General features: G+C 51.3%; 22 protein-coding genes, 5 tRNA genes and 1 other RNA gene. 10 read left to right on the top strand and 18 right to left on the bottom strand.

The features are described from left to right. Positions 1–32: 32 nt before the first annotated feature. The 17 genes from FHD02_RS11170 to cydA form a co-directional block, all read right to left on the bottom strand. A non-coding RNA gene (locus FHD02_RS11170) (RtT sRNA) lies at positions 33–165 on the bottom strand. Positions 166–187: 22 nt separating this feature from the next. Continuing rightward, positions 188–263, bottom strand: a tRNA-Lys gene (locus FHD02_RS11165). A gap of 32 nt (positions 264–295) precedes the next feature. Continuing rightward, a tRNA-Lys gene (locus tag FHD02_RS11160) sits at positions 296–371 on the bottom strand. A 145-nt stretch (positions 372–516) separates the two neighbouring features. Beyond that, a tRNA-Lys gene (locus tag FHD02_RS11155) sits at positions 517–592 on the bottom strand. Between the two features lie 3 nt (positions 593–595). Beyond that, positions 596–671, bottom strand: a tRNA-Val gene (locus tag FHD02_RS11150). Positions 672–707: 36 nt separating this feature from the next. Next, positions 708–783: transfer RNA gene (locus FHD02_RS11145), tRNA-Lys, on the bottom strand. A gap of 165 nt (positions 784–948) precedes the next feature. Next, the gene (gene cpoB, locus FHD02_RS11140; RefSeq protein WP_061381936.1) at positions 949–1,737 is read right to left on the bottom strand and encodes a cell division protein CpoB; all 789 of its coding nucleotides are present in this window, start codon (positions 1,735–1,737) and stop codon (positions 949–951) included. A 9-nt stretch (positions 1,738–1,746) separates the two neighbouring features. Then, positions 1,747–2,265 (bottom strand): peptidoglycan-associated lipoprotein Pal, encoded by a 519-nt coding sequence (gene pal / locus FHD02_RS11135; RefSeq protein ID WP_006685431.1) that lies wholly within the window; start codon positions 2,263–2,265, stop codon positions 1,747–1,749. Between the two features lie 34 nt (positions 2,266–2,299). Next, entirely contained in the window at positions 2,300–3,592 is a 1,293-nt protein-coding gene (tolB, locus tag FHD02_RS11130) for a Tol-Pal system beta propeller repeat protein TolB (RefSeq protein WP_038638949.1), read from the bottom strand. A gap of 128 nt (positions 3,593–3,720) precedes the next feature. Next, positions 3,721–4,977 (bottom strand): cell envelope integrity protein TolA, encoded by a 1,257-nt coding sequence (gene tolA / locus FHD02_RS11125; protein WP_038638946.1) that lies wholly within the window; start codon positions 4,975–4,977, stop codon positions 3,721–3,723. Between the two features lie 64 nt (positions 4,978–5,041). Beyond that, the gene (gene tolR / locus FHD02_RS11120) at positions 5,042–5,470 is read right to left on the bottom strand and encodes a colicin uptake protein TolR (RefSeq protein WP_003022978.1); all 429 of its coding nucleotides are present in this window, start codon (positions 5,468–5,470) and stop codon (positions 5,042–5,044) included. Positions 5,471–5,473: 3 nt separating this feature from the next. Next, positions 5,474–6,166 (bottom strand): Tol-Pal system protein TolQ, encoded by a 693-nt coding sequence (gene tolQ / locus FHD02_RS11115; RefSeq protein WP_003022976.1) that lies wholly within the window; start codon positions 6,164–6,166, stop codon positions 5,474–5,476. After that, positions 6,163–6,567, bottom strand: coding sequence for a tol-pal system-associated acyl-CoA thioesterase (ybgC, locus tag FHD02_RS11110; protein ID WP_061381938.1), 405 nt, complete (start codon positions 6,565–6,567; stop codon positions 6,163–6,165). Before ybgC ends, tolQ begins: the two co-directional genes overlap by 4 nt. Before the next feature lie 275 nt (positions 6,568–6,842). Continuing rightward, positions 6,843–7,136 (bottom strand): cyd operon protein YbgE, encoded by a 294-nt coding sequence (gene ybgE, locus FHD02_RS11105; protein ID WP_042309684.1) that lies wholly within the window; start codon positions 7,134–7,136, stop codon positions 6,843–6,845. Then, positions 7,136–7,249, bottom strand: a complete 114-nt coding sequence (gene cydX, locus FHD02_RS11100) for a cytochrome bd-I oxidase subunit CydX (protein WP_061381940.1) — start codon at positions 7,247–7,249, stop codon at positions 7,136–7,138. Before cydX ends, ybgE begins: the two co-directional genes overlap by 1 nt. 14 nt (positions 7,250–7,263) lie before the next feature. Continuing rightward, positions 7,264–8,403: a cytochrome d ubiquinol oxidase subunit II gene (gene cydB, locus FHD02_RS11095; protein WP_042309685.1), complete on the bottom strand. Its 1,140-nt coding sequence runs from the start codon at positions 8,401–8,403 to the stop codon at positions 7,264–7,266. Between the two features lie 15 nt (positions 8,404–8,418). Further along, positions 8,419–9,987, bottom strand: coding sequence for a cytochrome ubiquinol oxidase subunit I (gene cydA / locus FHD02_RS11090; RefSeq protein ID WP_038638936.1), 1,569 nt, complete (start codon positions 9,985–9,987; stop codon positions 8,419–8,421). A gap of 1,220 nt (positions 9,988–11,207) precedes the next feature. Between cydA and glmS the strand changes: the two genes are divergently transcribed. From glmS to cobO, 10 genes are all read left to right on the top strand, one after another. Next, positions 11,208–11,657, top strand: a complete 450-nt coding sequence (gene glmS / locus FHD02_RS11085) for a methylaspartate mutase subunit S (RefSeq protein ID WP_038638933.1) — start codon at positions 11,208–11,210, stop codon at positions 11,655–11,657. After that, entirely contained in the window at positions 11,657–13,051 is a 1,395-nt protein-coding gene (glmL, locus tag FHD02_RS11080; RefSeq protein ID WP_042309686.1) for a methylaspartate mutase accessory protein GlmL, read from the top strand. The genes glmS and glmL overlap by 1 nt, the downstream gene beginning before the upstream one ends. Positions 13,052–13,063: 12 nt before the next feature. Further along, entirely contained in the window at positions 13,064–14,509 is a 1,446-nt protein-coding gene (locus FHD02_RS11075; RefSeq protein ID WP_137360532.1) for a methylaspartate mutase subunit E, read from the top strand. Next, on the top strand, positions 14,509–15,750 hold the full coding sequence (locus tag FHD02_RS11070; protein ID WP_042309690.1) for a methylaspartate ammonia-lyase: 1,242 nt from the start codon (positions 14,509–14,511) through the stop codon (positions 15,748–15,750). The genes FHD02_RS11075 and FHD02_RS11070 overlap by 1 nt, the downstream gene beginning before the upstream one ends. Positions 15,751–15,753: 3 nt before the next feature. Next, positions 15,754–17,124, top strand: coding sequence for an acyclic terpene utilization AtuA family protein (locus tag FHD02_RS11065; RefSeq protein WP_042309692.1), 1,371 nt, complete (start codon positions 15,754–15,756; stop codon positions 17,122–17,124). Beyond that, positions 17,121–17,438: a DUF4387 domain-containing protein gene (locus FHD02_RS11060; protein ID WP_048212245.1), complete on the top strand. Its 318-nt coding sequence runs from the start codon at positions 17,121–17,123 to the stop codon at positions 17,436–17,438. The genes FHD02_RS11065 and FHD02_RS11060 overlap by 4 nt, the downstream gene beginning before the upstream one ends. Before the next feature lie 169 nt (positions 17,439–17,607). Next, positions 17,608–18,915, top strand: coding sequence for a dicarboxylate/amino acid:cation symporter (locus FHD02_RS11055; protein ID WP_137360530.1), 1,308 nt, complete (start codon positions 17,608–17,610; stop codon positions 18,913–18,915). Between the two features lie 105 nt (positions 18,916–19,020). Continuing rightward, on the top strand, positions 19,021–20,022 hold the full coding sequence (gene glsA / locus FHD02_RS11050; RefSeq protein WP_137349211.1) for a glutaminase A: 1,002 nt from the start codon (positions 19,021–19,023) through the stop codon (positions 20,020–20,022). A gap of 60 nt (positions 20,023–20,082) precedes the next feature. Further along, positions 20,083–21,735: a class I fumarate hydratase gene (locus FHD02_RS11045; protein WP_137360529.1), complete on the top strand. Its 1,653-nt coding sequence runs from the start codon at positions 20,083–20,085 to the stop codon at positions 21,733–21,735. 9 nt (positions 21,736–21,744) lie between these two features. Continuing rightward, the gene (cobO, locus tag FHD02_RS11040; protein ID WP_042309700.1) at positions 21,745–22,347 is read left to right on the top strand and encodes a cob(I)yrinic acid a,c-diamide adenosyltransferase; all 603 of its coding nucleotides are present in this window, start codon (positions 21,745–21,747) and stop codon (positions 22,345–22,347) included. An 82-nt stretch (positions 22,348–22,429) separates the two neighbouring features. On the opposite strand, the gene FHD02_RS11035 is transcribed toward cobO, so the two are convergent. After that, positions 22,430–23,332 carry a LysR family transcriptional regulator gene (locus FHD02_RS11035; protein ID WP_137360528.1) on the bottom strand — a complete coding sequence of 301 codons (903 nt, stop codon included), beginning with the start codon at positions 23,330–23,332 and terminating at the stop codon, positions 22,430–22,432. Positions 23,333–23,584: the final 252 nt, after the last annotated feature.

The following is a 23,584-nucleotide window of genomic DNA, read 5'->3' as shown; positions in this document are numbered from 1 at the left end:
CAAAAAGACGCCGCCAGCGCCCTCTTTTACACTGGTGGGGCGTGCAGGATGACTCGCTTTGCTCGCCCTCCGGGCCGTCGCCGTAAACGGCTCCGTTGTCTCACTACGTTCGACCCGAACCTGCTGCAGGTTCGAATCGTTAATTCTGTGCATAGCAAAAAGGCGCCTTTAGGGCGCCTTTTTACACTGGTGGGGCGTGCAGGATTCGAACCTGCGACCAATTGATTAAAAGTCAACTGCTCTACCAACTGAGCTAACGCCCCCTTATGGGGTTTACTTCTTGATACTTTCAGGATGGTGGGTCGTGCAGGATTCGAACCTGCGACCAATTGATTAAAAGTCAACTGCTCTACCAACTGAGCTAACGACCCGCTCGGATGTCACTGACAAATTTTTACTCGGAACCACCAAGAATTGGTGGGGCGTGCAGGATGACTCGACTTCGTCTCGCCCTAACGGGCCGTTGCTAAAGCAACGTTATCCTTCACGTTTAACATCTGAGTACGATGTTAAAGTTGGTGGGGCGTGCAGGATTCGAACCTGCGACCAATTGATTAAAAGTCAACTGCTCTACCAACTGAGCTAACGCCCCGAGTGGTGGGTGATGACGGGATCGAACCGCCGACCCCCTCCTTGTAAGGGAGGTGCTCTCCCAGCTGAGCTAATCACCCGATACTACGCTGGATACTACTTACTAACTGAGTTAGTGGTGGGTCGTGCAGGATTCGAACCTGCGACCAATTGATTAAAAGTCAACTGCTCTACCAACTGAGCTAACGACCCACTTTTTTCGCTGCTTTCAGGCTGTTTGATATCCCTTGGCAACGGCGGCATATATTACTGATTTCAGATTTTAGCGCAACAAAAATTTCGAGGTAAATAACTCAACTGCTTAGGAATCACACGACGCGACCAGAAATAACACGATTTCTGGTCGCATGGTGGTCATTACATCGCGTTAAGGCGTTTTTGCGCTTGTTTCGCGCCATCAGTGCCAGGATATTTAGTGATAACCTGCTGATAAACCGCTTTAGCTTTTGCTGTGTCGCCTTTGTCCTGCATGATGACGCCGACTTTATACATCGCGTCTGCAGCCTTAGGTGATTTCGGGAAGTTTTTAACTACCGAAGCGAAATAGAACGCGGCATCATCTTTTTTACCCTTGTTGTAATTCAACTGACCCAGCCAATAATTGGCATTTGGCAGGTAAGTAGAATCCGGGTACTTTTTGATGAAGTTCTGAAATGCGTCAATCGCGTCATCCTGACGGGATTTATCCTGTACCAGGGCGATTGCTGCATTGTAATCGGTATTCGCATCGCCAGTTTGTGCCGGAGCCCCTGACGTTGCCGCAGCTCCCGCATCAGGCGCAGGGGTCGCCGCCCCGCTCTGATCCCCACCCGCAGACTGCGCCGCAGGTGCGCCACCGCTGCCAAGATTATTCATCTGCAGCAATATCTGTTTCTGACGTTCAACAACCTGATTCAGTTGATACTGATTTTCCTGAATTTGACCACGCAGGGAATCAATATCGGACTGATTATCGGAGAGTTGTTGCTGGAGTTGGGTTAAAAGCTGACTGTGAGCGTTAGAAATACGCTCGAGTTGAGTGACACGGTCTTCGACCGAGCCTGAGCCGACACTACTGATTGGCGCCTGTGCAAAAGCGGCCCAGGGGGCCGCTATGCCAACCAGTAACGACAGACTCAACAGATGATGTCTGAAGTTACTGCTCATGCAATTCTCTTAGTAAACCAGTACGGCACGACGGTTTTTGGAGTAAGCCGCTTCGTCATGACCCAGTACTGCAGGTTTTTCTTTACCGTAAGAAACGATAGAGATCTGGTCAGCAGAAACGCCTTTACCCTGCAGGTACATCTTAACGGCGTTTGCACGACGCTCACCCAGGGAAATGTTGTACTCAGGAGTACCACGTTCGTCCGCATGACCTTCTACGGTGACTTTGTAAGACGGGTTGCTACGCAGGAAGTTAGCGTGCGCATCCAGCATTGCAGCGAAGTCAGAACGGATATCGTACTTGTCCAGATCGAAGTAAACGATGTTGTTCTGCTGCAGCTGCTGCATCTGAAGACGCGCTTGCTCTTCAGAAGACATGTTGCCGCTGCCGTTTGCATCCATACCAGTGCCGGCACCCAGCATGCCTTCGCTGCCGTCATTGCTGGCGTTCTTGTTAGAAGAACACGCCGCAATAGCCATAACAGGCAGAGCAATCATCAGCCCTTTCAGCACTTTGTTCAGTTGCATTTCAATGATTCCTTTATTAATCAATTATTTATTATCACAGATACGGCGACCAGGCAGGGAATTTAACCTGACCATCAGTTGCCGGAAGACGCGCTTTGAAACGCCCATCTGTAGAAACCAAATTCAGCACGGATCCCATCCCCTGAGAAGAGCTGTAGATTACCATAGTGCCGTTAGGTGCCAGACTTGGCGTTTCGTCCAGGAACGTTGACGACAGAACTTGTACGCCACCCGCTACCAGATCTTGTTTGGCAATGTGTTGCTGACCGTTAGCCGAGCTTACCATTACCATAAATTTACCGTCGCTGCTCACATCCGCATCCTGGTTTTGCGAACCTTCCCAGGTAATACGCTGCGGAGCACCGCCGTTGACATTAACTTTGTATACCTGCGGACGACCGGCCTGGTCAGACGTAAAGGCCAGATTCTGGCTGTCCGGGAACCAAGTTGGTTCCGTGTTGTTGCTGCGACCATCCGTCACCTGACGGATCTGACCGGAACCAATGTCCATGACGTACAGGTTCAGGCTACCGGTTTTAGACAGGGCAAACGCCAGTTTGCTGCCATCCGGAGAAAACGCCGGTGCCCCGTTGTGACGCGGGAAAGAAGCGACCTGACGAACAGCGCCGTTAGACAACGTCTGAATAACCAGCGCAGAACGGCCGCTTTCGAAGGTCACGTAAGCCAGTTTAGAACCGTCCGGTGACCACGCCGGAGACATCAGCGGCTGCGGAGAACGGTGTACCACGAACTGGTTGTAGCCATCGTAGTCGGATACGCGCAATTCGTACGGGAACTGACCGCCGTTGGTCTGAACAACATACGCGATACGGGTACGGAATGCGCCCTTAATACCGGTCAGTTTTTCAAACACTTCATCACTGGCAGTATGACCTGCATAACGCAGCCATTGCTTGTTCACTTTATAGGTGTTCTGCGCCAGTACGGTACCCGGCGCACCGCCGGTATCAACCAGCTGATAAGCCACGCTGTAGGAACCATCCGGATTCGGCGTTACCTGCCCGACCACGACGGCATCAATACCCAGCGCAGACCATGCGGCAGGTTGAACTTCCGCCGCGGTGCCCGGCTGCTGTGGCAGACGAGAACGGTCTAATGGGTTAAATTTACCGCTGTTACGCAGGTCAGCGCCTACGATACCACCGATATCTTCAGGTGCAGCACCCGGCCCTGCCCACTGGAATGGGACAACGCCAATCGGGCGTGCCGAGTCCACCCCCTGGGTGATCTCGATACGTACTTCTGCATGCAGCACTGCTGCCCACAGCATCAGAAAACCAAATGCTACTCGTAATGCCTGCTTCATCATATCTCCCTTATCTGGACGGAACGCCCACGATAATTTAGCAGAATGTTAACAAACTCAAATACACAAAACTACCAGAACTCTGTCTCAACCTTAGACTGTTTCCCCCGATTTCTCAGGGGTTGTTATTACAGTTTAAAGTCCAGTTTGGCATCTTTTACTTTTTCATAAACAGCCTGGCTAGGCGGTTTAGGAATTCTGGCTGTTTTCGCAGCCGTCAGCGCGGCCTGGCACAATGCCGGATCGCCGCCCTCTTCGGTCACATCCAGTAACAGACCATCGGGTGCTAACTTAATATGCAGTACGCAAGATTTACCCGCGTACAAATCAGCACCATACAGACGGCTCTGGATCGCATTACGAATTTGAGAGGCGTAAGCACTGATATCAGCGCCAGATGCGCCGCCATTTGCACCACTTGTACCACTATCTTTCGCCGGTTGACCGTTTCCTTTCGCTCCACCACCTGATTTCGGCGCATTCTTACCGGAGCTTAAGTCACCCAACAAGTCGTCAACGCCAGAAGCCGCAGCGGCCTTCTCAGCAGCCGCTTTTTTCGCAGCAGCGGCTTTATCTGCCGCAGCTTTCTTGTCAGCAGCTGCTTTATCAGCGGCTGCTTTCTTGTCTGCAGCGGCTTTTTCCGCAGCGGCTTTCTTTTCAGCCGCCGCTTTTTCAGCGGCTGCAGCTTTTGCGGCAGCGGCTTTTTCTGCTTTTTCGGCGGCAGCTTTTTCTGCTGCAGCTTGCTTAGCAGCTTCAGCCTGGGCTTTCTTCGCGGCGTCTGCGGCAGCCTTAGCGGCTTGTGCTTCGGCAACTTTCTTCGCATCAGCGGCGGCTTTAGCGGCTTCAGCCTCAGCTTTTTTCTGTGCGTCCGCAGCGGCTTTCTTCGCGGCATCTGCCGCTTGTTTCGCCTGTGCATCCGCCTTGGCCTTCGCGTCTGCAGCAGCCTTCGCCGCAGCTTCTTCAGCCTGTTTCTGTTGCTCTTGCGCTTTCGCGGCGGCAGCTTCAGCCTGTTTCTGCTGTTCCGCCTGTTCGCGCACTTTTTCCTGCGCGGCTAAACGTTCTTTTTCCAGCTGCTTCAGTCGCTCTTGCTCAGCCGCCTGCTTCTCGCGAAGTTCCTCAGCTTGCTGCTGCGCCTGTTTTTCACGCTGCTCTTCTGCACGTTTCGCACTTGCCTGCTGTTGCTGCTGCCTGTCGTACTGTTGCACAACGGCACCAGGATCAACCATAACGGCGTCGATGGACGAACCGCCACCGCCGCCGGCTGAAGCATCAATATGCTCATCGAACGAACTCCAGATCAGCGCTGCAAATAAAATGACATGCAGCACCGCTGAAATAATTATCGCCCTTTTGAGCTTGTCGTTTTGTTCGGTTGCCTTTGACACTCTCGGTTCCCAAAAAACTGTTCGCCTGTTACGCGCTATCTTTCAAGCCAGCAATACGCAGACATCAGATTGGCTGCGTCATCAAGCCAACCGATTTTACGCCTGCACTGTGTAACAAGTTCAGCGCTTTAATTATTTCATCATAAGGCACGTCTTTCGCACCACCGATTAAAAAGACCGTTTTCGGATTGGTCTGCAGGCGGCTTTTCGCTTCCGCGATAACCTGCTCCGGCGGCAGTTGATCCATACGATCTTTTTCAACCACCACGCTGTATTGCCCAATGCCGGAAACTTCAATAATGACCGGAGGTTCGTCGTTACTGCTGACGGCTTGCGATTCGGTCGCATCCGGCAGATCGACTTCCACGCTCTGGGTGATGATCGGCGCGGTTGCCATAAAGATCAGCAGCAGCACCAGCAGTACGTCGAGCAGCGGTACAATATTGATTTCGGACTTAAGTTCGCGACGACCTCGTCCACGCGTTCTGGCCATGGCTTACCCCTTGTTGCTCTCGCTAACGGTAAACGCCTGGCGGTGCAGAATCGCGGTGAACTCTTCCATAAAGTTGTCGTAATTCAGTTCCAGCTTGTTCACGCGCTGATTCAGTCGGTTGTAAGCCATAACCGCAGGGATTGCCGCAAACAGACCGATAGCCGTTGCAATCAGCGCTTCCGCGATACCCGGTGCGACCATTTGCAGCGTTGCCTGTTTTACCGCGCCCAGCGCGATAAACGCGTGCATGATCCCCCAAACGGTTCCGAACAGACCGATATACGGACTGATGGAGCCGACGGTGCCGAGGAATGGAATATGCGTTTCCAGCGTTTCCAGTTCACGGTTCATCGAAATTCGCATCGCACGGGATGCCCCCTCAACGACCGCTTCCGGCGCGTGGCTATTTGCCCTGTGCAAACGCGCAAATTCTTTGAATCCGCTATAGAAAATTTGTTCCGACCCCGCCAAATTATCACGACGCCCCTGGCTTTCCTGATACAGGCGTGACAATTCAATACCAGACCAGAACTTGTCTTCAAATGCTTCTGCTTCACGTGAAGCGGCATTCAGAATACGGGTCCGCTGGATAATAATGGCCCAGGATGCGATTGAGAAACCAATCAAAATCAACATGATAAGTTTAACCAGAAGGCTTGCCTTCAGGAACAAATCAAGGATATTCATGTCAGTCACTGCTTAAACTCCGCGACAATAGACTTGGGAAGCGCACGAGGCTTCATTTTGAGTGGATCAACGCAAACAATCAGAACTTCGGCTTCATTCAGCACGGCGTTCTCTGCGTTGACAATGCGTTGCGTGAAAACCAATGAGGTGCCACGCATTGACGTAATTTCGGTTTGGACTTCGAGCATATCGTCGAGCCGCGCAGGCGCAAAATACTCAAGAGTCATCTTGCGTACCACAAAAGCTACGCGTTCTGCCAGCAGCACCTGCTGACTGAAGTGATGATGACGCAGCATCTCTGTGCGTGCCCTTTCATAAAAAGCGACGTAGCTGGCGTGGTAAACCACCCCACCGGCATCGGTGTCTTCATAGTAGACACGAACCGGCCATCGAAACATATACTTATTCATTCTTACTGCCTCTTTGTTGGCTTCGTCCACTCACACCCGTTGCTTACCCTGGTAAGCGCCTGGTGACTCGCGTTTTTGCCGCCGCGATGCATCAAGAATGTCGTTGTATATCGCGCTGTCTTCACTGTACATCCCGGTAATGCAACAAAAGGTTAGTGCTTTCAAACTTCGCTACTATACGCGCGGGAATGGTGCTTTGGAATGGGGGAAAGTAAACGGAGAGTAAAAAATTATGGGCTTATGCAAGCCCATAAATATTTAAGGATGTTTCTTATTCAAAAGAAGAAGAAAATCAGACCAACAATGAGGACGATATCCGCGATCAGCGGGCAGAAGATGCCCTGCCAGTGCACCGCGCGAGGACGAAAGCCAACGCCGTGAATGATGCCAGTGCAGACAGCCCACATCAGCAGAAAACCATGCCAGATTTCAAGCTCACTGGTTTTGGCCGCGAAACGTGACGGGTCCCAGAATATGCAGCCAGCCAACACGATTGCCAGCACAAAGGAAAGCGCCCGCAAGGGGCGCTTGTCCATTACCGCATAAACCATCGCGATAAGGTTGATCATCAGCTTTCTTCTTGTCCGGCTTTGCCTGATTCAACGTGCTCAAGCGCCAGGGCTGTGATTATCCCAAATGCACAGGCAAGAAGCGTTCCCAGAATCCATGCGAAATACCACATATTTAGCTCCTTACTTAGTACAGAGAATGGGTGTTACGTTCAATATCTTCTTTGGTGATGCGACCAAACATTTTCCAGTAACACCAGGTGGTGTAGATGAGAATGATCGGTACAAACACCAGTGCCACATAGGTCATCACGTTCAGCGTCAGCTGACTGGAAGTCGCATCCCACATGGTCAGACTCGCGTTCATCATGGTGCTGGATGGCATCACAAACGGGAACATTGCGATACCGGCAGTCAGGATGATGCAGGCTAACGTCAGTGAGGAGAAGACGAACGCCCATGCCCCTTTCTCCATACGAGAAGTCAGGATGGTCAACAGCGGCAGAACCACGCCCAGTGCAGGAACCAGCCACAGGACAGGTGCATTATTAAAGTTCACCATCCATGCGCCAGCAACGCGCGCCACTTCTTTGGTCAGCGGGTTAGAGGCGGCATGATGATCCACTGCAGAGGTCACAACATAACCGTCAATACCGTAAATCACCCACACGCCGGCCAGCGCGAAGCAGACCAGAGTCACCAGCGCCGCTACCTGCGCGGTGGTACGCGTACGCAGGTGCAGTTCACCAACCGTACGCATCTGCAGGTAGGTTGCACCCTGGGTGATGATCATCCCAACGCTCACGATACCTGCCAGCAGACCAAACGGATTCAGCAACTGGAAGAAGTTACCGGTGTAGTACAGACGCAGGTACTCATCGATATGGAACGGTACGCCCTGCAACAGGTTACCGAACGCCACGCCAATTACCAGCGGCGGAACAAAGCTACCAATGAAAATGCCCCAGTCCCACATGTTACGCCAACGAGTGTCTTCAATCTTGGAACGGTAATCAAAACCGACCGGACGGAAGAACAAAGACGCCAGTACCAGAACCATCGCCACATAGAAACCAGAGAACGCAGCGGCATACACCATCGGCCAGGCAGCGAACAGAGCGCCACCCGCGGTGATGAGCCAAACCTGGTTACCGTCCCAGTGCGGAGCGATGGAGTTAATCATAATTCGACGCTCGGTATCATTACGACCGAGGAAACGGGTGAGCATGCCCACCCCCATGTCGAAGCCATCAGTGACCGCAAAACCAATCAGCAGAATGCCGACCAACAGCCACCAGACAAAACGCAATACTTCATAATCGATCATTTGACGACTCCTGTCTTAGCGTGCCGGCTGAGAAGTCACATTGGACTGCTCAAAGTGATAGCGACCGGTTTTCAGGCTGCTCGGGCCGAGGCGCGCAAACTTGAACATTAAGAACAATTCTGCCACCAGGAACAGGGTATACAGGCCACAAATCAGGATCATGGAGAACAGCAGATCGCCTACTGTCAACGATGAGTTTGCCACCGCCGTTGGTAATACTTCGCCGATTGCCCATGGTTGTCGGCCATATTCGGCGACAAACCAACCTGCTTCTACAGCAATCCACGGCAGTGGAATACCGTACAGCGCGGCACGCAGCAGCCATTTTTTCTCACCGATGCGGTTACGAATGACGCTCCAGAAGGAAAGCGCAATAATGGCCAGCAGCAAGAAGCCACACGCCACCATGATACGGAAAGCGAAATACAGCGGCGCAACGCGAGGAATAGAATCTTTCGTTGCCTGTTGAATTTGCGCTTCGGTTGCGTCGGTGACGTTGTCCGTATAGCGTTTCAGCAGCAGACCATAACCCAGATCTTTCTTCATGCTGTTGAACTGGTCACGAACAGCCTGATCGGTTGACCCCGCACGCAATTCTTCCAGCAGCTGATACGCCTTCATCCCGTTACGGATACGCTCTTCATGCTGCGCCATCAGGTCTTTCAGCCCAATGACCGGTGTATCAACAGAGCGGGTGGCAATGATGCCCAGCGCATAAGGAATTTGAATCGCAAATTTGTTTTCTTGTTTATCCTGGTCGGGAATACCGAACAAGGTAAACGCAGCAGGAGCAGGTTGAGTTTCCCACTCAGCTTCAATAGCGGCGAGTTTAGTTTTCTGTACGTCGCCCATTTCGTAACCGGATTCATCACCCAGCACGATAACAGACAGCACAGCCGCCATACCAAAGCTGGCAGCAATCGCGAAGGAGCGTTTTGCGAACGCAAAGTCACGGCCTTTCAGCATGTAATAAGCACTGATGCCAAGAATGAACATCGCGCCAGTGACATACCCCGATGCCACCGTGTGAACAAATTTCACCTGGGCAACCGGGTTGAGCACCAGTTCGGAGAAGCTCAGCATCTCCATACGCATGGTTTCGAAGTTGAAATCCGCGGCGATTGGGTTTTGCATCCAGCCGTTCGCAACCAGAATCCACAGTGCGGACAGGTTAGAACCCAGTGCCACCAGCCAGGTGACGCACATATGCTGGACTTTACCCAAACGATCCCAACCGAAGAAGAACAGACCTACAAAGGTGGATTCGAGGAAGAAGGCCATCAAACCTTCGATAGCCAGCGGCGCACCGAAAATATCCCCTACATAGTGGGAATAGTAAGACCAGTTAGTCCCGAACTGGAACTCCATGGTCAGACCGGTAGCCACACCCAGAGCGAAGTTGATACCAAACAACTTGCCCCAGAACTTGGTCATATCTTTATAAATCTGTTTGCCGGAAAGGACGTAGACCGTTTCCATAATGGCCAGCAAGAACGCCATACCGAGCGTCAGTGGCACAAACAGGAAGTGGTACATCGCGGTCAAGGCAAACTGTAAGCGCGACAGTTCGACTATATCTAACATCATGACTCCTTGCTCATCGCATGAAGACTCCGAGAGTGAACCCCGTTAGAAAGGGTCACACGCATGCCCCAATACAAATTTATCTGCTTCCTTCCGCCGCTGTTCATTCTTCTCATTTGAAGAAACGACAATGATGAAAAGTTACAAACATGTTAATAAAACACTCAAATTGATCCCGCAATTATATTACGCCGTAAAATCCTTACAATAAACAGGTTTTTATCGAGGCAAATTTGCATTTTTCGATAGTGATCAATTTATAGCTAATTTATCACTCTCAGACCAATTTGATCTGCGGCAATTTAACCTCTTTTTGTGTTGTTTTCCAAGTTTTAAACTTTGATTTAAATCAATTTTCAAATTTATTGTTAATGGTGTTTAACACTACAGTGACTAGTGAACATCATGTTAACGACATGTTTTTCAATGAGTATTTGTCGTTACTACAAATGATAGAATATTTATTTAAATCTACACGGTCTTTTAACCGCTCAGGCAGACAAAATTGATAGCAGATAAAGAGTCACTATTGCTGGGTAGCTCACAGTTTTTTGTTTGGCAAGGCGTGGAATAGTTATTTCATACAATTTATTCATTTTATTTTTACTTATAATTAACACCAAGATGTAACTATCTCAACTGGAAGCGAAAACGCACCCCATTGACCAACGCATTGCATTAAACGTTCTGGCGCAGAAAGTCCGCCTGTCACTTTTATCATCACCGTAAGTTATCGTTCACGCTACTTCTTCGTTTCTGTGGCAAAGATTAAATATGACAAAAACAATTCATTATCATTTTTATCCTAAATTTAACAAAGAAATAGTTGTGACATATAAGATTAATAAATAAAAAACCGTTAGATGGTTCACAAGTTATTTAGTGAAGAGATTTTTTGAAATTATTAAAAGCGCGACCTGAATGGCATGCACAACAAAATAAGATTTTGATCACAAACATGGCAAGTCATTTATTACGCGACTTTCTAAAAAAATAAAAACCAACACAGAAAACACAATATAAGCACATGATTAAAAACACATTTTTCCAATAAAAAATATAACAATCATTTTTATCAGGATATTTTGAAAATAGATCAATTGCTTCCTTTTTCGCTTCCACAGAAACTCCAACCCTATTAAAAGGTTGTCACAATACAAGCTCTGAATATTAGAAAAGTATTTTCACTTATTGACCATCAGCCCTACAGAGGATTACCCATGAAAAAATCTACACTTGTTATTGGCGTCATCGGTGCTGACTGCCATGCAGTAGGCAATAAAGTTCTGGATCGCGTTTTTACTGCGCATGATTTTCACGTAATCAACCTCGGGGTGATGGTGAGCCAGGATGAATATATTGATGCCGCGATTGAAACAGGCGCCGATGCCATCGTGGTGTCCTCCATCTACGGTCATGGTGACATTGACTGCCTTGGGTTACGTGAACGCTGCATCGAACGCGGACTCGGTGACATTCTGCTGTACGTCGGCGGCAACCTGGTTGTAGGCAAACATGACTTCGCCGATGTGGAAGTGAAGTTTAAAGAGATGGGATTTAACCGCGTCTTCGCCCCCAGCCACGATCTGGAGGATGTCTGCGCGCTTATCGCCAATGATATTCACCAACACAATGGCCTCGAACAGCGTTGCCTGGAAGAGGCTATCTGATGCAAACAGTTTCTGTCGATATCGGCTCGACCTGGACCAAGGCAGCCCTCTTCGCCCATGAAGGCGAGGAGTTAACCCTGGTAAACCATGTCCTGACCCCAACCACCACACATCATCTGGCAGACGGTTTTTTTGCCAGCCTGAATCAGGTGCTGAATGTTGCCGATGCTCGCCCGTTACTGAAAAGTGGTGAAGTGCAGTTGAAGTACTCCTCCTCGGCCAAAGGTGGACTCGCCGTTGCAGCGATGGGGCTGGTGCCTTCCATTACGCTGGAATCAGCAAAAGTTACCGCCCATTCGGCAGGAGCGAAAATCGCGCAATATTATTCGTACAAGCTGAACCGTCATGACATACAGGAACTGGAATCATCACCACCGGACATCCTGTTATTTACCGGCGGTACAGACGGTGGAGAAGAAAGCTACGGTCTGGCGAATGCGCGTGCATTGGCAGACTCGAAGCTGGATTGCGCCATTATCTACGCAGGAAACCGGGACATTCAGGACGAAATACAAACGATTCTCGGGCACAAGGATCTGACCACGGTAGACAACATTCTGCCTGACCTCGATCACCCGAATCCGTTTGCCGCGCGCCAGGCGATTTGCGATGTGTTTTTGTCGCGCATTGTGAAAGGCAAAGGTCTGGACGTCATTGTCGGTGAAACAGGCGAAGAGCCAATGCCGACGCCATGGACGGTATATGAGTTAGTCAAAGCCATTAGCGATTACGACAGCGCATGGAAGGAATTCATGCTGATTGATATGGGCGGAGCCACCACGGATGTCTATTCGGCCAGCGCGAATACCCTCTCCCCCGATACCGTCCTGCATGGCGTTCCAGAGCCTTTCGTCAAACGTACCGTTGAAGGCGACCTGGGAATGCGCGTTTCCGCCGTCGTGGTGGGAGAAAGCACGCAGGATATGGTGAAAGTCATCTTCGCCCAACAGCCGCAGCGCGAGGAAGCATTTTACCGCTACCTGCGTCATTTGGTTGGGCAGCCGGATTACCTGCCACTCAGCGAGGAGGAGAAATATTTCGACACTCTGCTGGCAGGTTTATGCGTGGGCTATGCCGCTGAGCGCCACGCGGGCACTAAAAAGCAGGTTTGCACCTGCGTGGGTAACGTGGATTTACAGATGGGTCGCGATCTCACCACCGTACGCAAAGTCGTCGGTTCAGGTGGATGGCTCTCTCGCGCCAGCCAGTTCGATATCCATAACTGGCTCAAATACCGAGAGCTGGACGACCAGGGTAAAAGAATTCTGTTACCGAATCAGTTTGAGTATTACCGCGATTCAAATGGCCTGCTCCCTCTACTGGCAAACGTCGCCAGGCTGTACCCGCAAGCCGCTGCTCGCACCAGCATTCAGTGTTTAACCCTACAAAACTAAAGGCAGCTACGAATGGAACTTCGAAATAAAAAATTGACCCATGACGAATTCATGACCGAAAGGCATCAGGTGTTGCAAACCTGGGAAACCGGCAAAGACGTTGAGAACTTCGAAGATGGCGTGAAATACCAGCAATCAATTCCAGACAAGAAGCGCTTTTCCCTCGCTCTGCTGAAGGCCGATCAGGAAGGTAAAACCCTGAGTCAGCCGCGCGCAGGCGTGGCATTAATGGACGAGCATATTGCACTGCTCAAAACGTTGCAGGAAGAGTGCGATCTTCTGCCAAGTACTATTGATGCCTATACCCGTCTGAACCGCTATGAAGAAGCCGCTATCGGGATCCAGAAATCCATCGAAGCGGGAACTTCCAAGCTGAATGGTTTACCGGTCGTCAATCACGGGGTTGCTGCCTGCCGCCGTATGACTGAGTCGCTGGAAAAACCGATCCAGGTTCGCCACGGGACGCCGGATGCGCGTCTGCTGGCAGAAATCGCCATGGCCAGTGGCTTTACCAGCTACGAAGGCGGCGGTATCTCTTACAACATCCCTTACGCCAAACGCGTCACCCTGGAAAAATCCATCCGCGACTGGCAGTACTGCGATCGTCTGATGGGTCTGTACGAAGAGAACGGCATTCGCATCAACCGCGAACCGTTTGGTCCGCTGACCGGCACCCTGATCCCGCCGTTTATGTCCCACTCGGTGGCGATTATTGAAGGTCTGCTGGCGCTGGAACAGGGCGTGAAGTCAATCACCGTCGGCTACGGTCAGGTCGGTAGCCTGACGCAGGATATTGCCGCTATTCAGGCGCTGCGTGAGCTGTCCCACGAATATTTCCATAACCACGGCTTCGACGATTATGAACTGAGCACCGTTTTCCACCAGTGGATGGGCGGATTCCCGGAAGATGAAGCGAAAGCCTTCTCCGTTATCGCCTGGGGCGCAGCGGTTGCCGGTATGTCGGGCGCAACGAAAGTGATCACCAAAAGCCCTCACGAAGCGTTCGGTATCCCAACTGCGGCAGCGAACGCCCAGGGACTTAAAGCCTCACGCCAGATGCTCAACATGGTCAGTGACCAGAAATTCCCGCAGTGTGCTGCCGTGGAACAGGAAGTCGAACTGATCAAGAGCGAAGTCCGCGCGGTGCTGAAAAAAGTCTTTGAACTCGGCAATGGCGACATTGCGCGCGGTACGGTGCTGGCCTTTGAAGCAGGCGTGCTGGATGTGCCTTTCGCCCCTGCCGCCTGTAACGCCGGGAAGATCCTGCCGGTGCGCGATAACACAGGTGCCATCCGTATTCTCGAAGCCGGTGCCGTTCCGCTGCCGAAAGACGTTCTCGCCCTGCACCACGACTACGTCGCAGAGCGCGCGCATTTCGAAGGCCGTAAACCTTCTTTCCAGATGGTCATTGATGACATCAACGCCGTATCCCACAGTAAATTAATAGGAAGACCATAATGAAAATTAAACAGGCCCTTTTCACCGCTGGCTACTCCTCATTTTATTTTGACGATCAGCAGGCCATCAAAAACGGCGCCGGTCATGACGGGTTTATCTATACCGGCTCCCCGGTAACACCTGGCTTTACCTCTGTTCGGCAGGCGGGTGAATGCGTTTCTGTGCAGTTGGTTCTGGAAAACGGCGCAGTGGCGGTAGGTGATTGCGCAGCAGTGCAATATTCAGGCGCAGGCGGTCGCGACCCGCTGTTCCTGGCTGAAAACTTTATCCCTTTCCTCAACGATCACATCAAGCCGCTGCTGGAAGGCCGTGACGTGGATGCCTTCTTGCCAAATGCCCGCTTCTTTGATCAGTTGCGTATCGACGGTCATCTGCTGCATACCGCGGTCCGTTATGGTCTGTCTCAGGCACTGCTCGACGCGGCCGCACTGGCGACCGGCCGCCTGAAAACTGAAGTGGTGTGCGACGAGTGGCAACTGCCATGCGTCCCGGAAGCCATTCCGTTATTTGGTCAGAGCGGTGATGACCGTTATATCGCCGTCGACAAGATGATCCTCAAAGGCGTGGACGTTCTGCCGCACGCGTTGATCAACAACGTGGAAGAGAAGCTGGGCTTTAAAGGTGAAAAACTGCGTGAGTATGTGCGCTGGTTGTCTAATCGCATCTTAAGCCTGCGCACCAGCGAGCGTTATCACCCGACGCTGCATATTGATGTCTATGGCACTATCGGTCTGATCTTCGATATGGATCCGGTGCGCTGCGCTGAATATATCGCCAGCCTGGAAGCGGAAGCCCAGGGCCTGCCGCTGTACATTGAAGGTCCGGTGGATGCCGGTAACAAACCGGATCAGATCCGCATGTTAACCGCTATTACCAAAGAGCTGACCCGTCTGGGTTCCGGCGTGAAAATCGTTGCGGATGAGTGGTGTAACACCTATCAGGACATCGTGGACTTCACCGATGCGGGCAGTTGCCACATGGTGCAGATCAAAACCCCGGATCTGGGCGGTATTCATAACATCGTTGATGCGGTGCTGTATTGCAACAAACACGCAATGGAAGCCTATCAGGGCGGTACCTGTAACGAAACGGAAATCAGTGCTCGCACCTGCGTACACGTCGCGCTGGCCGCGCGTCCTATGCGCATGCTGGTCAAACCAGGTATGGGTTTCGATGAAGGTCTCAACATCGTGTTTAACGAAATGAACCGCACCATCGCGTTGTTGCAAACTAAGGATTAAGAGATGGCACGCACATTTAAGATCTTATCGCCTACGGCTATCCTGGGTTATGGCTTCCCGGAAGAAAGTTTTCGTAAAGCCATGGAAGAGTCACCGGATCTTATTGCTGTTGACGCAGGTTCCTCCGATCCAGGCCCCCACTACCTGGGGGCGGGTAAACCGTTTACCGACAGGGCCGGTGTGAAACGCGATCTGCGCTATATGATCGTGGCAGGCGTTAAGAACAACATCCCGGTAGTGATTGGCACGGCCGGTGGTTCAGGCGCCGCTCCGCATCTGGAGTGGTGTCGCCAGATAATCCATGAGATTGCTCAGGAAGAAAACCTGTCCTTCTCCATGGCGCTGATCCCGTCTGATGTCGACAAAGAGATCGTTCATCAGGCGCTGGATAACGGCAAAATCACCGCGCTCGATTTTGTGCCTGAACTGACTCACGAGGCAATTGAAGACAGCACCTACATTGTCGCGCAGATGGGCGTCGAGCCTTTCCAGCGTGCGCTGAAAGCCGGTGCGCAGGTGGTACTGGGCGGACGTGCTTACGATCCGGCCTGCTTCGCCGCGCTGCCGATTATGCAGGGCTTTGATGAAGGTCTGGCGCTTCATTGCGGTAAGATCCTTGAGTGTGCCGCCATTGCCGCCACCCCTGGCTCTGGCTCAGATTGTGCGATGGGGATCATTGACGACAACGGCTTTACGCTGAAAGCGTTCAATCCCAAGCGTAAGTTCACTGAAACTTCCGCGGCGGCGCACACCCTGTATGAGAAGTCCGATCCGTACTTCCTGCCGGGGCCAGGCGGCGTACTGAACCTGAAAGCGTGCACCTTCACTCAGGTTAACGAGGGCGAAGTGTATGTCAGCGGTTCACGTCATGAAGAAACGCCGTATGCGTTGAAACTGGAAGGCGCACGTCAGGTTGGCTTCCGCTGCCTGACTATCGCCGGAACGCGTGACCCGATCATGATTGCCGGAATTGACACCATTCTCGAAGAGGTACAGGCCAGCGTTAAGCGTAACCTCTCGCTGACTGACGACAGTATCCGTATGACCTTCCACCTGTACGGTAAGAACGGTGTGATGGGCAACCATGAACCGATGAAAACCGCCGGTCATGAGCTAGGGATTTTACTGGACGTCGTCGCACCGACGCAGGATATCGCCAACAGCGTTTGCTCGCTGGTGCGCTCTACCCTGCTGCACTACGGCTATGAAAATCGCATTGCGACCGCAGGTAACCTCGCCTTCCCGTTCTCGCCATCCGATATTCAGAGTGGTCCAGTGTATGAGTTCTCGATCTATCACCTGATTGAAGCGAGCGATGCGCTGCGTTTTGATTTCCACATTGAACAGGTGACGCCAGAAGGAGTTCAGGCATGAAACACTCAATTTGTTCACTGGCGCAAGTCATTCGTTCCAAAAACGCCGGACCGTACGAACTGGTTTTAGATATTTTATTTAAAACCCGTGAAGATTATCAGCGAGTGAAGCGTTCAGAACAATTAACGCCACAGCTTATTGCCGGTTTATATAACGTTGAGCCTGACTTTATTCATAATATTGTCTGGTTTGACCCGGCGAATGCCGTAAAAATTGTCATGCCGCGCGATATTATCTCCGGCAATGTTGGTGACAATGATGTTTATGGTGCGCAGCAACACGCGCCATTATTAAGTATTGAGTTCGACCTGTAGTAAAAAAACACAATAACAACCATTGGAGCACAGAATTCAGCTGTATCACAGTGCTTCGAATTATTCATGCGGTTGGTCACAACAGGCGTGCGTCTGAACTGCTGTCCGGGTTCAGGCGCGCGCCGCCCTACACAATTCCAATTACCAACCTTTATCCGATGGAGTACACATGAAGAAAATAAGTTTAACGAAGATGATCATATTAGGCCTGATACTCGGCATGATTGCCGGGGTGGCCATAAATAATATGGTCGCGGCTGAAACGGCAAAATCTTATGCAGCAGATATTTCCATTTTCACCACCATATTCTTACGCATGGTGAAAATGATTATCGCCCCATTGGTTATTTCAACTTTGGTTGTGGGTATTGCCAAAATGGGCGATGCCAAAACGCTGGGACGTATATTTTCGAAAACCTTCTTCCTGTTTATTTGCGCCTCACTGCTGTCAATCGCGCTGGGACTGGTTATCGTTAATATTTTCCAGCCAGGCGCTGGCATCAACTTTGTTCCACATGACGCCGGAGCCGTTGCCGCCGTTAAGTCTGAGCCGTTCACGCTGAAAGTATTCATCTCGCACGCAGTGCCAACCAGTATTGTTGATGCGATGGCACGTAACGAAATTCTGCAGATCGTCGTCTTCTCAATATTCCTCGGTTGCAGCCTTGCCGCAATTGGTGAGAAAGCCGAGCCTATCGTGAAGGTTCTGGATTCACTGGTACACGTGATGCTGAAGCTGACGGGTTACGTCATGCTGTTTGCGCCACTGACCGTTTTTGCCGCTATTTCGGGTCTGATTGCCGAACGTGGTCTGGGTGTGATGGTCAGCGCCGGGATCTTTATGGGTGAGTTCTACCTGACGCTGGGTATGCTGTGGGCGATCCTGATCGGCCTGTCCACCGTGATCGTCGGGCCGTGCATCGCGCGTTTAGCAAAATCCATCTTCGAACCTGCACTGTTGGCCTTCACCACCTCCAGCTCTGAAGCCGCTTTCCCAGGCACGCTGGATAAGCTGGAAAAATTCGGCGTTTCCTCAAAAATCGCCAGCTTTGTTCTGCCTATCGGTTACTCCTTTAACCTGGTCGGCTCGATGGCGTACTGCTCCTTTGCCACCGTATTTATTGCCCAGGCGTGCAACATTGAACTGAGCATGGGTGAGCAAATCACCATGCTACTGATCCTGATGCTGACCTCGAAAGGGATGGCAGGCGTACCGCGTGCGTCAATGGTGGTTATCGCCGCCACCCTAAACCAGTTCAACATTCCAGAAGCCGGTCTGATCCTGCTGATGGGTGTGGATCCATTCCTCGATATGGGGCGTTCTGCTACCAACGTCATGAGTAACGCCATGGGCGCTGCCATTGTGGGTCGTTGGGAAGGCGAACACTTCGGCCAGGGCTGTCGCGGAACTGCGCCAGTGAAGACACCGGAACAAGAACGTCCGGTGACCGAACAGTCAGAAGTTGCGATGTCCTGATAGCACGCGCTTATCCGGCCTACAAAACGGTCAATTATCCGTAGGCCGGATAAGGTGGAACACCGCCATCCAGCACGATGATGAACACACCAACAGGATTACACCATGAATAAAACCCTTCTTGGCGTGAGTATTTTTTCCTTCAGCGTTTTGTTTAGCGCAACGACTCTCGCGCAAACAACGCCGGATTACGCAAAGATTATCGACCAGGCACATCAGAAATATAAAAGTAACAACGATGGCAAAGTCGCCGACTACATCCCTGCCCTGGCCACCTACAGCCCGAAAAATTTTGCCATCACCATTGCCACGGTGGACGGCAAGATCTATCAGGTGGGCGATGTTAACAAGCCCTTCCCAATGGAATCCCTGAGTAAAGTCTTCACCCTGGCGCTCGCCATGGAACAGCATGGCCCACAGGTAGTCCTGGAGAAACTTGGGGCCAATGCCACCGGCATGCCGTTCAATTCAGGTTTAGCGGTAGAGTTGACTAAAGGCGCACCGGAAAACCCGCTGGTAAACGCCGGGGCGATGAGCACCGTTAGCCTGATCGAAGCCAAAGATAAAACCGATCGCTGGAACAAAATCCTCGACAACCTGAACGTCTGGGCCGATGCCACACTCACCGTGAACGAGCCTGTTTTCAAATCTGAGATGGAAACCAACCAGCACAACCAGGCATTGGCGAAGCTGATGGAATCCTATAACAGCTTCTATGGCAACACAGACGACGCTGTCGAAATTTATACCCGTCAGTGCTCAGTCGATATCACCGTTGAGCAACTGGCCAAAATGGGCGCGGTACTCGCCAACAAAGGCAAATCACCGTTTAACGGCAAGCAATTGCTGAATGAAAAGTATGTCCCGCAGGTACTGGCAGAAATGGCCATTGCCGGATTGTACGACGGTAGTGGTAAGTGGCTGTACACCGTAGGCATCCCGGCGAAAAGCGGCGTCGGCGGCGGGATGGTTGCCGTTGTGCCTGGCGAATATGCGATAGCCGTCTATTCCCCACCGCTGGATGAAGCCGGTAACAGCGTTCGTGCCCAGAAAACGATCGAATATGTCGCCGAAGCGACCGAAGCGAATGTCTTTTTAGCAAAATAACTCTATGCCGGATGGCGCTTCGCTTATCCGGCAAACAACACGAAGAGGTGAGAAGTAAACATGTCTAAACCATTTGTCTGGCAGGAACTCTTTGTTCAGGGTAAAGATAGTACCGAATATGAATTACTGAGTAATCAGCACGTTACAGTTTCGGAGTTAGACGGAGAGGAAGTGATTAAGGTTGCGCCAGAAGCGTTAACTTTATTAGCACAGCAGGCATTTTATGAGGCTTCATTCTTCCTGCGCGCCGGACATTTGAAACAGATCGCCAGCATTCTGCACGATCCACAGGCCAGCGGTAACGATAAGTATGTTGCATTGCAGCTACTGCGCAACGCTGAAGTTTCGGCCAAAGGCGTGCTGCCTAACTGTCAGGATACCGGAACGGCAACGATTGTGGCCTGCAAAGGTCAGCATGTCTGGACCGGCGGCGATGACGCAGAAGCGTTAAGCAAAGGCGTGTATACCACTTTCACCGAAAACAACCTGCGTTATTCGCAAAATGCCCCGCTGGACATGTACACGGAGGTCAATACTCAGACTAACCTGCCGGCACAAATCGATATCAGCGCCACGCCGGGTAATGAATACCGCTTCCTGTTCGTCAACAAAGGCGGCGGCTCGGCCAACAAAGCGGCGCTGTTCCAGGAAACAAAATCTATTCTGCAGCCGGAAAAGCTCACCGCCTTTCTGATCGAAAAAATGAAATCACTGGGCACAGCCGCCTGTCCGCCGTATCACATCGCTTTCGTCGTTGGAGGCTTGTCTGCCGACCAGACGCTGAAAGTCGCCAAGCTGGCTTCAACTAAGTATTACGATAACCTGCCCACCAGCGGGAACGAACTGGGTCAGGCGTTCCGCGATACGGCCCTGGAAGCCGAGTTACTCAATGCCAGCCGCGAGTTTGGTATCGGCGCGCAGTTTGGCGGCAAGTACTTTGCCCACGATATCCGCGTGATTCGCCTGCCGCGTCACGGAGGGTCTTGTCCTATCGCGATGGCCCTCTCCTGCTCAGCCGACCGCAACATTAAGGCTAAAATTAACAAACACGGTATCTGGCTGGAGAAACTGGAGCATAACCCGGGCAAATTCATACCTGATTCCCAACGGGTAGAAAATGGCGCCCAAACCGTACAGTTGGATCTCAACCGCCCGCTACGCGAGATTCTGCACGACCTGTCCGCTCTGCCTATCGGTACTCGTTTGTCGTTAAGTGGCCCAATTGTTGTCGCCCGTGATATTGCCCACGCTAACATCAAAGCGCGCCTGGATAACGGTGAACCGATGCCGGAATACATGAAAAAACATATCGTTTATTACGCGGGTCCCGCCAAAACGCCGGACAATCAGGCCTGTGGTTCAATGGGTCCCACCACCGGCGGGCGCATGGATGGGTATGTCGATGCTTTCCAGGCACAAGGCGGCAGTCTCATTATGCTCACCAAGGGTAACCGCAGCCAACAGGTCACTGATGCCTGCCATAAACACGGTGGATTTAGCCTCGGCAGCATTGGCGGCGCCGCGGCCCTGCTTGCACAACAGTACGTGAAAAGCCTGCATTGCCTGGAATATCCCGAACTGGGAATGGAAGCAGTCTGGATGATGGAAGTTAAAAATATGCCGGCCTTCGTGTTAGTCGACGATAAAGGTAATAACTTCTTTAGCCAGTTTGAGCAGCAGCATCGCTGCGCAACCTGTCCGGCAGGACATTAAGGAGACACGATGGAAGCGCGAGCCAATAATGACAGACACCGCCAACGTCAGCAGAAACTGAAAGAACAGGTTGATACCCGCGTGGCGGCGGCAACGGAGAAGAAAGGGATCCTGATTGTCTTTACCGGCAACGGTAAAGGGAAATCCACCGCAGCCTTTGGCACGGCAACGCGCGCGGTTGGTCACGGAAAAACCGTTGGCATCGCGCAGTTTATCAAAGGTCAGTGGGATAATGGCGAGTACAACACCCTGCAACCGCTCGGCGTTGAATTCCATATTATGGGCACCGGGTTTACCTGGGAAACCCAAAACCGGCAAGCGGATATCGAGGCGGCAACGGTAGTCTGGCAAGAAAGTAAGCGCATGCTGGCTGATGCGCATTACGATCTGGTGGTACTGGATGAACTGACTTACATGTTGGCTTACCACTATCTGGATACCCAGGAGGTTCTCAGCGCCATCGAAAATCGCCCTGTCGGACAAAGTGTTATCGTCACCGGACGCGGATGCCACGCACTGTTGCTGGAACTGGCCGATACGGTCAGTGAAATTCGCCCGGTCAAGCACGCGTTTGACAGCGGTATTCAGGCGCAGGTGGGAATCGACTGGTAACTATTCTTTTGCCGGATAACGACGCGCTGGCGTCTTATCCGGCCTACCGTTCTTTGCAGGCCTGACAAGGCACACGGTACTATCAGGCAGGCGATACCACAGATTTATTCAACAGCCAGTCCCGGAAGATCTGTAAATGCACAGATTCCGCTTTCTCTTCACGCCACGTCATGATGAAACGGTTCCCGGTGCGCATCGGGACATCGCAAGGAATGACCATATCACCGCTGTCCAGATCGTGCTGAATGGCAAAACGAGGAAGCAACGCCACGCCAAGATTAGAGCGAACCGCCGCAATCAGCATCGACAACAGATCAAACCTTGGACCTTTATTGACCAGTGGACTGCTGATATCGGACAGCGCAAACCATTCCTGCCAACCCTTGATACGCGTGCTTTGGTGCAAAAGCGGGAATTCGTTCAGCAACTCCTCGACTGCCAGTTTCCGATCCGGTTCGGCCAGCAAGCAGCGGCTACATACCGGCAGGATTTCCTCTTCAAACAGGTACTCAACGCCCGACCATGGCGAGTAGAAATCTTCACGCATGATTGCCGCGTCATACTCCCGATTGAGAAAATCACCAATATTCGCCAGCGAATGGATATTGACGATAATATCAGGATTGAGTTTATTGAACTCGCGCAGGTTCGGAATCAGCCAATGCGTGCTGAAGGTCGGATTCACTGCCAACTCAATAACCTGCACCGTCGGCTGCCAGGTCATTATCGTCGTCGTATCTCGCTCGAGTTTATTTAACGTTTCTTTAACGATACTTAAATAATGTTTGCCCGCCGCATTTAAAAAAATGCGTTTCTTGGCATGATTAAATAGCGAGGTATTCAGAAAATCCTCCAGTGCATTCACCTGGCGGAAAACAGCACTTTGTGTTAAAGCCAGCTCTTCAGCAGCCCGGGTATAACTTTCGTGACGCGCAACAACTTCAAAAGTTACCAGCAACTCCGTCTTCGGTATTTTTCCTCTCATAACCTCTTCCATATGCAGCGTACAAAAATAGTTTAATTTATAAAAAATAATTCAAGACGCCCAGATAAGCATCGAGAGTTATATTTTATTTCATCCATTGATGTCATTGATCCAATCCATGATTTACTCATACTGATGGCGGATAAATATTAACCAATAATACTCAAGCACAACAATAAACACAATTTAAATAAGGTTAAACCTATGCAAATAGTGCCAATAAGTTCTTAATAATTTTTCAAGTTAACTTGT

The sequence above is a fragment of the Citrobacter sp. EC_71 genome (assembly GCF_019584005.1).
Lineage (GTDB): Bacteria > Pseudomonadota > Gammaproteobacteria > Enterobacterales > Enterobacteriaceae > Citrobacter > Citrobacter werkmanii.
This window is presented reverse-complemented; position numbering and strand designations above follow the sequence as displayed.